This window comes from Paraliobacillus sp. JSM ZJ581, assembly GCF_044383835.1.
Classification (GTDB): Bacteria; Bacillota; Bacilli; order Bacillales; family Amphibacillaceae; genus Paraliobacillus.
On sequence record NZ_JBISEP010000001.1, the window covers coordinates 203,533 to 217,984 of the forward strand.

Annotated in this window: 11 protein-coding genes; all 11 read right to left on the bottom strand. The window is 34.4% G+C overall.

Translation table 11 applies throughout. The features are described from left to right. Window positions 1-20: 20 nt before the first annotated feature. On the bottom strand, window positions 21-4,310 hold the full coding sequence (locus tag ACH6CY_RS01105) for a PolC-type DNA polymerase III (RefSeq protein WP_374065358.1): 4,290 nt from the start codon (window positions 4,308-4,310) through the stop codon (window positions 21-23). Between the two features lie 142 nt (window positions 4,311-4,452). After that, on the bottom strand, window positions 4,453-6,153 hold the full coding sequence (locus ACH6CY_RS01110) for a proline--tRNA ligase (protein ID WP_374065359.1): 1,701 nt from the start codon (window positions 6,151-6,153) through the stop codon (window positions 4,453-4,455). Window positions 6,154-6,314: 161 nt separating this feature from the next. After that, window positions 6,315-7,571 carry an RIP metalloprotease RseP gene (gene rseP / locus ACH6CY_RS01115; protein ID WP_374065360.1) on the bottom strand — a complete coding sequence of 419 codons (1,257 nt, stop codon included), beginning with the start codon at window positions 7,569-7,571 and terminating at the stop codon, window positions 6,315-6,317. Between the two features lie 205 nt (window positions 7,572-7,776). Continuing rightward, complete coding sequence (locus ACH6CY_RS01120) at window positions 7,777-8,565, bottom strand: phosphatidate cytidylyltransferase (RefSeq protein ID WP_374065494.1); 789 nt, start codon at window positions 8,563-8,565, stop codon at window positions 7,777-7,779. A 10-nt stretch (window positions 8,566-8,575) separates the two neighbouring features. Further along, window positions 8,576-9,352, bottom strand: coding sequence for an undecaprenyl pyrophosphate synthase (locus ACH6CY_RS01125; RefSeq protein WP_374065361.1), 777 nt, complete (start codon window positions 9,350-9,352; stop codon window positions 8,576-8,578). Between the two features lie 916 nt (window positions 9,353-10,268). Next, window positions 10,269-10,823, bottom strand: a complete 555-nt coding sequence (frr, locus tag ACH6CY_RS01130; protein WP_374065362.1) for a ribosome recycling factor — start codon at window positions 10,821-10,823, stop codon at window positions 10,269-10,271. A gap of 3 nt (window positions 10,824-10,826) precedes the next feature. Beyond that, window positions 10,827-11,549: a UMP kinase gene (pyrH, locus tag ACH6CY_RS01135; protein ID WP_374065363.1), complete on the bottom strand. Its 723-nt coding sequence runs from the start codon at window positions 11,547-11,549 to the stop codon at window positions 10,827-10,829. 136 nt (window positions 11,550-11,685) lie between these two features. Then, the gene (tsf, locus tag ACH6CY_RS01140) at window positions 11,686-12,570 is read right to left on the bottom strand and encodes a translation elongation factor Ts (RefSeq protein WP_374065364.1); all 885 of its coding nucleotides are present in this window, start codon (window positions 12,568-12,570) and stop codon (window positions 11,686-11,688) included. A 175-nt stretch (window positions 12,571-12,745) separates the two neighbouring features. Continuing rightward, window positions 12,746-13,480, bottom strand: coding sequence for a 30S ribosomal protein S2 (gene rpsB, locus ACH6CY_RS01145; protein WP_374065365.1), 735 nt, complete (start codon window positions 13,478-13,480; stop codon window positions 12,746-12,748). A 152-nt stretch (window positions 13,481-13,632) separates the two neighbouring features. Further along, window positions 13,633-14,142, bottom strand: a complete 510-nt coding sequence (locus ACH6CY_RS01150) for a DUF6115 domain-containing protein (protein ID WP_374065366.1) — start codon at window positions 14,140-14,142, stop codon at window positions 13,633-13,635. Window positions 14,143-14,154: 12 nt separating this feature from the next. Continuing rightward, window positions 14,155-14,451 carry a hypothetical protein gene (locus ACH6CY_RS01155; protein WP_374065367.1) on the bottom strand — a complete coding sequence of 99 codons (297 nt, stop codon included), beginning with the start codon at window positions 14,449-14,451 and terminating at the stop codon, window positions 14,155-14,157. Between the last annotated feature and the right edge of the window lies 1 nt (window position 14,452).

Here is a 14,452-nt window from a genome sequence, read left to right on the forward strand (position 1 = left end):
GTAATGCTTGTATGAATCATTTAAAATAAAGATAATTGGTTTTTTTCTTCCATTCCCTCTAAACAACCATGATTATCTAAATATTCTAACACAGTTTTTGATATTCTACTTCTTTCTCTTAAATCTTCTTTTGAAAGAAATTCTCCTTGCTCTCGTGCTTTTACAATATTTAATGCAGCATTTGTACCTAAACCGTCTACTGCATTAAATGGTGGAATTAGCGTATTTCCTTCAACTAAGAAGTCTGTCGCATCTGATCGATATAGGTCTACTCTTTGAAACGCAAAGCCTCTTTTATTCATTTCCAACGATATTTCTAAAACCGTTAACAAGTTTTTCTCTTTTGGTGAGGCATCATTACCTTTTGCCAGAATCTCTTCTATTCTTTTCTTTATGGAGTCACCACCTTTAATCATCGTATCTAACTCAAAGTCGTCAGCCCGCACAGAGAAATATGCAGCATAGAACAAAATAGGATGATGAACCTTGAAATATGCAATGCGAATCGCCATAAGCACATAAGCTGCCGCATGCGCTTTAGGGAACATATATTTTATTTTTTTACATGAATCGATATACCAATCTGGTACGTCATGCTTCTTCATTTCAATGATCCACTCATCTTGTAGACCCTTACCTTTACGAACAAATTCCATAATATTAAAAGCTAGAGATGCATCTAGGCCTTTATGCATTAAATATACCATGATGTCATCGCGACAACCGATCACATCTGGCAACTGGCATATCCCATTATCTATTAATTCCTTTGCATTCCCTACCCATACGTCCGTACCATGTGACAAACCTGAAATAATTACTAATTCTGCAAATGTTTTCGGTTTAGTATCTTCTAACATTTGTCTCACGAATCGTGTGCCGAATTCAGGTACTCCTAATGTACCTGTTTTACACATAATCTCTTCGGAAGTTACACCTAACACCTCAGGACCTGAAAATATTTTCATTACATCAGCATCGTCTGTAGGGATTGTTTTTGGATCAATTCCACTCAAATCTTGTAGCATTCGAATAACTGTAGGATCATCATGTCCTAAAATATCCAATTTTAATAAATTATCATGAATGGAGTGGAAATCAAAATGCGTTGTGCGCCATTCTGAACCTCTATCATCGGCTGGATATTGAATCGGCGTAAAATCATAAATTTCTTTATCATCTGGAACAACAATAATACCACCTGGATGCTGTCCCGTTGTACGCTTTACACCAGTACATCCCTGTACTAATCGATCAACTTCCACATTTTTGAATTGTAATTGGTTATCACTGGCATAGCCTTTTACAAAACCATAGGCTGTTTTTTCAGCTACCGTACCAATTGTACCAGCTCGATAAACTTTATCTTCTCCAAATAAAACTTTTGTGTAATTATGCGCTTTAGGCTGATATTCACCAGAGAAGTTTAAATCAATATCTGGAACTTTATCTCCTTTAAACCCTAAAAAGGTTTCAAATGGGATATCTTGACCATCTTTTCTTAAATCCGAACGACACTTCGGACATTTTTTATCTTGTAAATCAAATCCACTTCCGACTGAACCATCTGTAAAAAATTCATGGTATTGGCAATCTGGGCAAACATAATGAGGTGGTAAAGGATTCACTTCTGTAATTTCTGTAAGCGTCGCGATTAAGGAAGAACCAACTGAGCCACGTGACCCTACTAAATATCCATCGTCCAACGATTTTTTTACTAGCTTGTGTGAAATCAAATAGATAACAGCAAAACCGTGACCGATAATACTCTTTAATTCTTTTTCTATTCTATTTTTAACGAGTTCAGGTAAATCATCACCATAGATACTTTTTGCAAAGTTATAGCTCATTTCACGAATCTCTTCTTCAGCTCCATCAATATTTGGTGTATATAAATCTTCTTTAACCGGTTTTACGGAATCTATTTTATTCGCCATTTCTTGTGTATTCGTTACTACGATTTCTTGCGCTTTTTCATTACCAAGGAAAGCGAAGCAATCTAACATTTGATCTGTTGAACGGAATTCCACATCCGGTAATGACTGACGGCTTAATGGATTACCACTTTGAGATTTAATTAAAATTTTCCGATACATTTTATCCTGTTGTTCAAGATAATGAACATTACCAGTCGCAACACAAGGTTTGTTTAGCTTAGTTGCAAGCTCAACTAAATTACTAATGATATCAAGAATTTGCGCTTCATTCTGAACTAGCTCCCTACTAATTAATGGGTAATAATTCGCTGGAGGCTGTACTTCAATATAGTCATAAAAAGCAGCAACTTTTTCAGCTTCAGCTTGTGATTTTTGCATCATTGTTTCAAATACTTCACCTTTATCACAACCAGATCCTACTAAAATCCCTTCTCGATACGCTTGTAATTTAGACCTTGGTATTCGTGGTACACGATAGAAATAATCAATATGTGCTAAAGAAACAAGCTTGTAGATGTTTTTTAACCCTACTTCATTTTGTGCAAGTAATGTTGCATGAAATGGCCTTGCTCGCTGATAAGCATTTCCTTCACCCATATGAAGATTAAATTGATTATGATTTTCAATCCCTTTTTCTTTTGCTTCTTTCACCAGTTTCCATAACAAATAACCTGTTGCTTCAGCATCATATATTGCACGGTGATGTTGCGTTAACTCGATATCAAATTTTTTACATAACGTATTTAATCGATGGTTTTTTAAATTAGGCAATAAAAACCTTGCCAGTTCCAATGTATCAATGACCGGATTCATAGATTGTGGAATGTCAGCCTTATCAAATCCTTGATTCAGAAACCCCATATCGAAGCTTGCATTGTGCGCAACTAGAATATCTGAACCCATCCATTGATGGAAATCGCGGAGAACCTCACTGACTTCTGGTGCATCGCTTACCATGTCATCTGTAATACCTGTTAGATCAATTGTTGTTTGTGATAAAGGATGATGTGGATTAGCAAAAGATTCAAATCGATCGACTATGTCTCCATCTTTAATTTTCACAGCTGCTAACTCGATAATTGTATCGTATACGGCAGATAAACCTGTTGTTTCAACATCAAAAACAACATAAGTAGCCTCTGCAAGATCAATATCATGTTCATTATAAGCAATTGGTACACCATCATCTACAATATTAGCTTCTAAACCATAAATAACTTTTATTCCATGTTTTTGACTAGCTGAGTAAGCTTCTGGATAGGATTGGGCAACTGCATGATCCGTAATGGCAATGGCTGGATGTCCCCATTTTGCAGCCTGTTCAACTAATTTGGAAGCAGACACTACAGCATCCATTTGACTCATTGTAGTATGTGCATGTAATTCTACTCTTTTTTGATCGGCAGGTGCTTTATCTTCACGCATTCTGGCCTTTATTTCATTTAAGTCACTAATCATCATCGTTAATTCATTGCTAAAGGTATCTGTTTGAACAGTCCCGCGCGCTTTGATCCACATGCCTTTTTTTGCACGTTTAAAATTGTCTACATCTTGCTCTCCTTTAGAGAACATTTTTAATGTGAAGGAGTCTGTGTAATCTGTTGCTTTTAAAATTAATAAATGTCTCCCAGATCTTAACTCACGAATATCTATATCAAAAACATAACCTTGCATGGTTATACGTCTTTCTTCCTCAACAATTTCTTTCATTTCTATTGGTTCGTCATTGATCGGATAACCAAGTACTAATGGTTGATTATTTTGTTTACTTTCTTCTTTCTTTGCTCTCTCTTCCTTTTCTTTTACTGCTTTTTGAACCATTTGTTGATCTTCAAGCGCTGTTTGTTCTCTAAATCTTTGAATATCTTCTTCTGCAGTTTTTGTTTCAACAGTTAATATAAAACTAGATGAACCAATTCTATTGCAATACGTTTGAAAAGCTGGTTCTAATCTTTTTTTCAAAGCATTTGCTTCCGCTTCATTTCTTGCTATTAACTTTATTTTATTCCCTTCTATAACAGGAACTTGCTGGTGAATCAAATCATGATAAGCAGGTGAAAGATTTTCTGTCGATATAAGAAATTGTCTCCAATACGAGCAAACTTCTTCCGCATCCATTGTAGTATCAGTTGCATATAGTGTTAATTGAACAGACGCAATATGCGAAAATGTTTCTTGAAGTTTTAAATAAAAAGTTTGATAAAGCTTTGCAGGTAATACTTTTGGAATAGTAATATGAAAATGCCATTGCTTTTCTTTCCTAAACACCTCTAATTTAGTTAATGTACTACCGTTAAAAAAAGTTTTATCCGTATCAGCTAACTGGATTTGCTCTAATAACAGGTTCATTTTTTCATTACTCGATATAGCCATCTTTTTTCCCCCTATCTATCCATAGTCATGACGGTATATTTATCCCTATATGATGACGAATAAACACCCATGTCATAACCTGACAAGGGTGCTTATCACTTATGAAACATTACTTTCATATCGTTTTGAGGTTTTATGTCTACTATTCAAATGCGTTATGAATGTAATCAATTACTTCTGTATGATAAAGCTCTGATTGCTCGCCATTCTCTCTTAATTTGCATTCAACATAACCGTCGTTTGCCCGTTTACCAACAGTAATTCGGACTGGAATACCAATCAAGTCACTATCAGCAAATTTAACACCAGCTCGCTCTGAACGATCATCATATAATACCGTAATACCTTTTGATTGTAATAATTGATATAGATTATCAGCTAACTCATTCTGTTCTTCTTTTTTACTATTCATTACTAACAAATGGACTTGGAAAGGAGTCACTTGTTTAGGCCATACTATGCCTTTTTCATCATGATACTGCTCAACAATCGCCGCTAATGTTCTTGATACCCCAATGCCATAGCAGCCCATTATTAATGTCATTGCTTTCCCTTGCTCATTCAAAAAATTAGCATCTAGTTTTTCTGCATAGAATGTGCCTAATTTGAAGACTTGTCCTATTTCAATTCCTCTAGCAAATTGAAGATTTCCTTTTCCATCTGGAGAGGGATCACCTTCTGTAACAAATCGGATATCAGCATATTGTGTCACATCAAAATCTCTTCCTGGATTTACATTCACATAATGATACCCCTCTTCATTCGCTCCACAAGTAGTATTGCGAACATATTTAACAGCATAGTCTGCAACAATCTCTATACCTTTGACAGATTGAATCGGTCCTAATGATCCAAATCCCGCACCTAATAATTCTATCGCTTCCGCTTCTGAAGCCAATTCCACAGTGGATGCTTGATACAGGTTTTTTAATTTAACATCATTTACCTCATGATCTCCTCTTGTAAGTACTAACACAAAGGATTGATCTATTTTAAACAATAGTGTTTTTAAACCTTGTTCTAATGGATGACCTATAAAATCTGCTACTTCTTGCATTGTTTTCTGGTTTGGTGTAGCTAATTTATTTAACGGTAACATCTTCTTTTCTGATTCTTGATAGGAATCAACAGTAGGAGCCATTTCAATGTTAGCAGCATATGACGATGTATCTGAAAAGGCTATTACATCTTCCCCTACATCAGATAGCGCCATAAACTCATGCGTATCTTTTCCACCCATTGCACCAGAATCAGCAATGACTGCTCTAAAGTTCAATCCTAATCGTGAAAAAATTCTAGAATAAGCTTGATACATTAATTCATATGCTTCATCTAAACTTTCATAAGAATCATGAAAAGAGTATGCATCTTTCATAATAAACTCTCTTCCACGCAATAAGCCAAATCGAGGTCGCTTTTCATCACGATATTTTGTCTGAATTTGATACATCGTAATCGGTAGTTTTTTATAACTATTTAATTCATCTTTAATTAAGCTCGTAATTACTTCCTCGTGTGTAGCACCTAAAGCAAAGGATCGATCGTGACGATCATTTAATCGCATTAGCTCTGAACCAAATGCATGCCATCTTCCTGTTTGATGCCATAATTCAGCAGGTTGTAAAGCTGGCATTAACATTTCATTTGCTCCTAGTGCATCCAATTCTTCTCGAATAACAGTCTCTACATGCTGCAAAACCTTTTTTCCTAAAGGAAGAAAACTATATATGCCAGAAGCTGTCTGTCTAATAAAACCAGCTCGCAGTAATAGCTGATGACTAACTATATCTGCTTCAGCAGGTACTTCTTTCGTTGTGGGAATAAATGCTTGACTTTGTCGCATAATATCTAACCTTTCTTTACCAACTCATACAACAAACAAAAATGAATCCATACTGCACTAGTAAAATTAATAGGCAAGCTAACTTATAAAGCTGTTTATTGTGACGGTATAAAATTGTATTATAATGTTATTTCATTTTATGTTATGTTCTCATACAAAAATCATAAAAATAGTCGTTGAATGTCGTTCCATGTTACAACAATCATTAATAGCATAAGTAATGCAAAACCAATAAAATGTACAATACCCTCTTTCTCTGATGACATTGGTTTACCTCGTACGGCTTCAATACCAACGAATAATAATCTTCCTCCATCAAGAGCAGGTAATGGTAACAAGTTAATTATTCCAAGATTAACACTTAAAATTGCTGTCCAAGTAATATAATTAGTAAACCCAGTTTGAACAACTTGATCTGTTGCATCATAGATACCAACAGGGCCTGAAAGCATATCAATCGAAAACTGACCTGTTACCAACTTACCCAAATTGACAAGAATTAACTTAGAGTATTCATAAGTTTGACTAAAACTATAAGGGATAGCACGCCATGATGAGCTATCTAACGTTTGCATTACACCTAATTGACCTATATCTCCTTCTGGACCTTCGATTGATCGTGGTATAACTGTTAACGTTTCCTGCTCGTCACCGCGCAGTACGATCATTTCGATCTTTTCAGCTGGATTAGCTCGAACAATCTCTTGAAACTCTTTCCAAGTAGAAATTTTTTGATTGTTTATTTGGATTACTTTATCTCCAGCTTGAAAACCCGCTTGTTCTGCAGGACTATTTTCTTGGATAGATGCTAATTTGGCTTCTTCAGAGGGCACTCCTTGTATGAATCCAAGAATAGCAAAAATAACTATTGTAAGAATAAAATTCATTAATGGACCCGCAAACAATTGCATAGCTCGTTGACGTTTTGTTTTTGAAGCAAATTGACGATCATAAGGAGCAATTTGTGTTTCCATTTCATTCATTACAAAGTTAGCAGTTGGCTCAATCGAAAACGTAAGTAACACTTCTTCATCAATATCGTAGCCTTTAATAAATAAATCATGCTCTAAGTCTGCCTTTTCAACTTCAATTACCTGTGCATTTGGATGTTTCGACTTATTATTAATAATAATTTTTGAAACGGTTCCTTTACTTGTGAATTCTAAGCCAATATGTTGACCAGGTTTTATGTCGATTATTTCTGGGTCTTCGCCTGCTACACGTACATAGCCCCCCATTGGTAAAAGTCTAATTGTATATAACGTTTCGTTCTTTTTTATTGAAAACACTTTTGGTCCAAAACCAATAGCAAACTCTCTAACGAGCATTCCCGTTTTTTTAGCGAAAATAAAATGTCCAAATTCATGTACAAACACAAGCAATCCAAACATTAAAATAAATGCAATAATGGTATTCAAAACAACACACACTCCTTTCCAATCAATTGAATAATATTCATTCTTTACTTATAACGTTTTATTATAACAAACGATTTATCACATGTCATAATGAACCATTTAAAGTACAAATAACAATAACTAATAGATTTGCTGAACGTCGTACATCATAGAACTAAGTTATTTTTTTTGATACTCCAAGTATCTTTTACGCTTCAATTTGAGTCTATGAAATAAATTGAATAAAATGCAAAAATGGAAAAACAAACAACCAGCTATCAAAACGATCTAATATGCCACCATGACCAGGTAACAAATTTCCAGAGTCTTTTACATTATAATAGCGTTTAAAAGCTGATTCAACTAAATCACCAATTTGACCACATACACTAGCAAGTATAGTAACAATGATGACAATAAGTAAAGATGAATGCACTGGTGCGAAAAACTGAAAAATGATTGCAACTAAGCAAGCTAAAATTATTCCACCAATCGCCCCTTCAATGGTCTTGTTCGGGCTAATCTCAGGCCAAAGTTTGTGTTTACCAAATGCTCGTCCAAAAAAATAAGCTCCAGTATCTGTAGCTAATATAACTAGAATGCCATAAAAAATATATTCTAAACCCAATGCTTGTGTTTCCATAAAATAATAGAATCCCAAGCCGACGTAAATAGCTGATAAAACTAAAAAACTCGCATCTTCAAATGTAAACTTATTTTTAACTAAAACAGTATAGCCCAATAAAATAAGTACGATGAACAAGGTTAATTCAGATTTATTAGTATCTATTCCGCTAAAGATTTGATTATTATTTGGCAAAAGTAATATCCATAATAAAATAACGGTAAAAAATACCGGTATTGGGTAATTTGTCATTTTTCGCATGTTTAATAATTCAATTAATCCAATCGAACCTATTAAAAACATCACGATATAAAAGGGAATTCCTCCAATAAAAACAAAAGGAAAAAATAACAATATTGCTATAATAGCTGTAATAATTCGTTGCTTCATTTCTTCACACCTATTCTTGTTTCGATTTATTATTTGATAGTCCACCAAATCTTCGTTTGCGATTTTGGTAATCACTTAAAGCTTTTTCAAACACATTTTCATTAAAATCCGGCCAGTATACATCGGTAAACCAAAACTCAGCATATGCCACTTGCCATAGTAAAAAATTACTTAATCGTTGCTCTCCACTTGTTCTTATAACCAAATCGGGATCTAATAAGTCTTTGGTATATAAATAATTAGAAATAACCTGTTCATTCAGTTCTTCAAGATTCAACTGATCTGATTGCACATCTTTCGTTATTTGCTTAATTGCTTGCACCATTTCATATCTGCTTCCATAGTTTAATGCTATATTCAAAATTAAACCATCATTTTTCTCTGTGCGTTTTTTTGCTTCTTCGACAGCTTCTTGTGTATGTGCTGGTAATAAATCAAACGCGCCAATTGTTTTTATTTGTACATTTTCTTCAATTAATTCTGGTAAATATATATGTATGAATTCTTTTGGAAGTTTCAAAATGTAATCCACTTCACTTTTTGGACGTTTCCAATTTTCTGTAGAAAAAGCATATAAGGTCAGTATTTTCACACCATATTTATTAGCAGTACGAACAATAGTCCGAATATTATCCATACCTTGTTTATGACCTGCTAAACGTGGTAATCCCCGCTTTTTCGCCCATCTTCCATTTCCATCCATAATAATGGCTATATGTTCTGGGACATTATCTATTGTAGCTATTTTTTGTTTTTGTTTTTTATTCAAAAAAGGTAGTCTAAACATGTATCTTTTGATCCTCCAGTATCTAAATCCTAAGCTAAGCGATTATTACCTTTTATCAGTTTACCATGTAATTCTCTCATAAGCACTAGCAAATTTTTTGTATGAATTAATCAGTCGCTTATCAACTCTTCCAGTATACGATTTATAATAAATCCAGGTTGACAATGTAATGCTTGGCAAACAGCTTTAAATGTTAAGAGCCTTATTGCTTTATAAGGTTTAAAAATAGAAAAAATCGCCATCATACTGGCTTTTTTCAAAAGCTCTGTAACACGTATTTTTCATTTTCTAGCATACATCTATATTACATACGATTTCAATTACACGATAACGACGTTCTCTAACTTTATCACATCAATACATGTATACTACATTTTTGTTTTAACATGTCATTGGTTTTAATTATTGTATTATTGTTTGTCAATTAAAATAACAAAATTAAGTTGAGAACAAAAGCGCAAATATCGGATTAACGATGGATAAACTGGACTAAACGAAGCATAGCACCATGAGTAGCGAATATTAGCCTATCGATGGAGATAATGGAAATCTTACGAATAGATCGGTTAACTATTCTAGCATTAATCCACGTTCTGCGAACAATTTCGGCGCACACGATTACGTTCGCTTAATTGTTGTCATAGGACGGGCTGGCTCAGCTTGTATAAGTTCCTACAGGACGAGAAACATTTCAGCAGTCATGTATCACTAGCAGAAAATAGCTTTTGATTGATGAGTGGTGTCTCATATTTCCTCCGCCAAATCTTTAACTCTAAATAAGAAACGAACTATAACCCAATGTTTGGAATCATAGTTCGTTTGCTATTTCGTCTAATTCGGCTTTATCCTGGAACTATTTTCGTGCTACTTCCAAATTAATATGAAGTATAGCAACTATAGACAAATATAGTCTACATTACACTTCCATAATTTCAGCTTCTTTGTCTTTAACTAAAGAATCAATTTCCGAAATATATTTATCTGTTTCTTTTTGTACATCATCTTGAAAACTTCTTAAATCATCTTCGGTTAAATCACCGTTTTTTTGATCTTTCTTTAATTGATCATTAGCATCTCTACGAATGTTTCTAATTTGAATTTTGGATTCTTCAGCATATTTACCAACAACCTTGACTAATTCTTTACGACGTTCTTCCGTTAGAGCTGGTATATTAATACGCACTACATTTCCATCACTTGATGGTGAAAGTCCAAGATCTGCTTTCTGAATTGCTTTTTCAATTTCTGAAATAGAAGACTTATCAAAAGGTGTAATTAATAATAGCCTAGCTTCAGGAACAGAAATCGTAGATAATTGATTTAAAGGTGTTGCGGCTCCATAATAATCAACAAAAACGCTATTCAATAAGGCTGGATTGGCACGCCCTGCTCGTACAGTCGCTAGTTGTTTAGAAAAAGATTGAACCGCTTGTGACATTTTTTCTTTTGCTTCTTTAATAACTTGTGACATAGATTATTTCCCCCTTATAATTGTTCCAATTTGTTCGCCTAATACAGCACGTTTAATATTACCCTCTTCAGAAATAGAGAAAACAAGCAATGGTATCTTATTATCCATACAGAGTGAGGAAGCTGTGGAATCCATTACCCCAAGACCTTCATTCAACATTTGTAAATAAGATAATTCTTCATATTTTTCTGCATGTTGATTTTCTTTTGGATCCGCAGTATAAACTCCATCAACATTGTTCTTAGCCATTAAAATGACATCCGCTTCGACTTCTGCCGCTCTTAATGCAGCAGTTGTATCTGTTGAAAAATATGGGTTTCCAGTACCCGCAGCGAATATAACTACACGCTTCTTTTCTAGGTGGCGAATTGCTTTACGTCTAATGTATGGTTCAGCAACTTGTCGCATCTCGATCGATGTTTGTACTCTTGTTGGAATTCCGAAATTTTCTAAACTATCTTGTAGTGCAAGAGAATTCATCACAGTTGCTAACATTCCCATATAATCTGCATTAGCGCGATCCATTCCCATTTCACTACCTACTTTACCTCTCCAGATATTACCGCCACCTACAACAATGGCAATCTCTATACCCAATTCCGCAATTTCTTTCACTTGCAAAGCAATGGATTGAATGACACTCGGTTCAATTCCATAGCCTTTTTCTCCACTTAATGCTTCTCCACTTAATTTTAACACAATTCTTCGGTAGCGGGCAGTAGTCATAATAACCTCCATTTATGTAGTTTTATTACATAGTAATATAAAATTATCTCATTTTTCAATTCTTAAGAAAAGGGAACACCTCGTGTCCCCTCTGTTTTAATTTCACAAAAAATCAAGTATTTTTTGCTAGAAATAATTATTTTTTCACTTGACTCATTACTTCTTCAGCGAAGTTATCTTCTCTTTTTTCCATTCCTTCGCCAACTTCATAACGCACAAAGCCTTTTACAGTAGCCCCTTTATCAGCAACTAGTTTTTTCACTTTGTGATCTGGATCTTTTACATAGCTTTGCTCTAGTAAGCAAATTTCTTCAAAGAACTTTCCTAGACGACCTTCGACCATTTTCTCTACAATGTTTTCCGGCTTACCTTCATTCAGAGCTTGTGTTTTTAGCATTTCACGTTCTTTTTCCACTTCTTCAGCAGAGACGGCATCACGTGACACATAACGAGGGTTAACAGCTGCGATATGCATAGCAACATCTTTTGCAAAGGTTTCATCAGTTGTACCTTCTAGTATTGTTAATACACCAATGTTTCCACCCATGTGCACATATGCACCAAATGCATCTGCATCTGTTTTTTGAAAAATGCTAAAACGACGTAATGATAATTTTTCACCAATCTGCGCAATTTTAGAATTAATAAATGATTCTAGCGTTTCTCCATTACCATGCAATGGTTGTTGTAATGCTTCTTCCAGATTTGCTGGTTTTTGTGATAAAAGGTGGTTACCTAAATCTGCCAACAATACTTTGAACTGATCATTCTTTGTTACAAAATCTGTTTCACAATTCATTTCTAATAATACTGCATTATTTCCATCTACCGCAACATATGCAGAACCTTCAGCAGCAATTCGATCTGCTTTCTTCGCTGCTTTAGAGATACCTTTTTCACGAAGATAATCTATTGCTTGTTCCATATCTCCATTTGTTTCAGTTAGTGCTTTTTTACAGTCCATCATTCCAGCACCAGTTTTTTCACGTAGTTCTTTAACCATTTTTGCTGTTACTGCCATTATGTTTCCTCCTCATAGGATTTGTTTATTAAACGATCTACTACAAGCTACAAGCTAAAATTAGTAACGTAGAGATATATAATCACGCTGGATGGTTTCATATCTCCTATTTGTTTTTCTTTTCAAAAAAGGTGATAAAAAGGTTCCCCTCTTATCACCCCTCGTAAACCTTTTTTTATTCTTCTACTTCTACTGCTTCTTCTTCTGTTTCTACTTCTTCTGTTACTTCACCTTGTTTTGCTTCTAAAATAGCATCTGCCATTTTACCAGTTAGTAGTTTAACTGCACGAATGGCATCATCGTTTGCAGGGATTACATAATCAATCTCATCCGGATCGCAGTTTGTATCTACAATTCCAACAATTGGAATGTTTAGTTTGTGAGCTTCTGCTACGGCAATACGCTCTTTACGTGGGTCAATAATGAACAATGCATCAGGAATTTGCTTCATTTCTTTAATTCCACCAAGAAACTTAACAAGACGATCCTTTTCTTTTAATAATCCAACAACTTCTTTTTTAGGAAGCACATCAAATGTACCGTCTTCTGCCATACGCTCAATGTCTTTCAAACGATTAATACGTTTACGGATCGTATCGAAGTTTGTTAATGTACCACCTAACCAACGTTGGTTAATATAATACATACCTGAACGAATCGCTTCTTCTTTTACAGATTCTTGCGCTTGCTTCTTTGTACCTACAAAAAGTACATTTCCGCCTTCTTCTGCAATCTGTTTAATAAAGTTATACGCCTCATCAACCTTTTTCACTGTTTTTTGTAGGTCAATGATATAAATGCCGTTTCTCTCCGTGAAAATATACTTCTTCATCTTTGGATTCCAACGACGAGTTTGGTGGCCAAAGTGTACACCAGCCTCAAGTAGTTGTTTCATTGAAATAACTGCCATTAATATTTCCTCCTAAAATTGGTTTTATGCCTCCGCTTATTTCATCTTTACAGAAAAACTAATACTTATTAGCACCTTTTCTATAATCCATAAGCGTGTGTGATTAACACCAAGAATTAATATATCATATACCACTGATCCATTCAAGCAATTTACTTATTTTTTTGTTGGAATTTCACCAATAACTCAACTTCTGTCTTACCACAATTCAATTTTCGAGCAATGGTCTCCACAGTATTCCCTTTATCATATAATGAAAGTACTTTGGCTTGAAATGATGGTTTAAATGAACCCTCAACCTCTTCAATCTTTGGTGGCTGGTAATCCATCTCTTGTTCATTTAATAACTGCTTTTCATCTGCTTTGTTTGCTAGGTTATTATTATCATCTTTGTTATACAATGCTTCTGATCTATCTGTTTTAAAAGCTTGCGGTTGTTTTTTTGATTGTTCCACTGGCTGTTGCAATGTTTCTACTAGTTTTTCATTTTCTTCTCTAATCTCTAATAAATAAACTGCAAGCAGTGCTTCTATTTCTTTTTTTTGCTCTGCTTGCTTCTGTAATAGTTCTTCCGAGCTCAACACCCTATTATTCACTGTTTTCAAATAAATAAAAGTAATCATATGAATGAAAAAGCTAATGAAAATTAGTAAATATAACATCATTCACCCCTCTTAACTATTTATGTCAAATCGCCCACCTAAATATGGATGAGGTATTTTCGATTCAAGTACATGTTTCTCATTTTTCTTTTTTGACATTGCTTGACTTTTTTGCTTACGATCATTTTTTAACTTTACATTTTTTTCAGATTGATTCACATTTTTGCGTCTTAACTCATCTTGAATTAACTGTTTAGTTGCTAGTGTATCTTGTATGAACTGACCTCGCTGCTGTATTTGCTCTTGAATCTTACTAGCATCTTGTACTCTAGGTAATGCAACTTGCATTTCAACAGCTTTCCAACTCATT

What these genes read in the sequence shown, in the direction of transcription:
- ACH6CY_RS01120 (WP_374065494.1), bottom strand. Translation starts at nt 8,565, where the DNA reads ATGAAGCAACGAATTATTACAGCTATTATAGCAATATTGTTATTTTTT.
- frr (WP_374065362.1), bottom strand. Translation starts at nt 10,823, where the DNA reads ATGTCACAAGTTATTAAAGAAGCAAAAGAAAAAATGTCACAAGCGGTT.
- ACH6CY_RS01125 (WP_374065361.1), bottom strand. Translation starts at nt 9,352, where the DNA reads ATGTTTAGACTACCTTTTTTGAATAAAAAACAAAAACAAAAAATAGCT.
- ACH6CY_RS01150 (WP_374065366.1), bottom strand. Translation starts at nt 14,142, where the DNA reads ATGTTATATTTACTAATTTTCATTAGCTTTTTCATTCATATGATTACT.
- ACH6CY_RS01105 (WP_374065358.1), bottom strand. Translation starts at nt 4,310, where the DNA reads ATGGCTATATCGAGTAATGAAAAAATGAACCTGTTATTAGAGCAAATC.
- rpsB (WP_374065365.1), bottom strand. Translation starts at nt 13,480, where the DNA reads ATGGCAGTTATTTCAATGAAACAACTACTTGAGGCTGGTGTACACTTT.
- tsf (WP_374065364.1), bottom strand. Translation starts at nt 12,570, where the DNA reads ATGGCAGTAACAGCAAAAATGGTTAAAGAACTACGTGAAAAAACTGGT.
- pyrH (WP_374065363.1), bottom strand. Translation starts at nt 11,549, where the DNA reads ATGACTACTGCCCGCTACCGAAGAATTGTGTTAAAATTAAGTGGAGAA.
- ACH6CY_RS01110 (WP_374065359.1), bottom strand. Translation starts at nt 6,153, where the DNA reads ATGCGACAAAGTCAAGCATTTATTCCCACAACGAAAGAAGTACCTGCT.
- ACH6CY_RS01155 (WP_374065367.1), bottom strand. Translation starts at nt 14,451, where the DNA reads ATGAGTTGGAAAGCTGTTGAAATGCAAGTTGCATTACCTAGAGTACAA.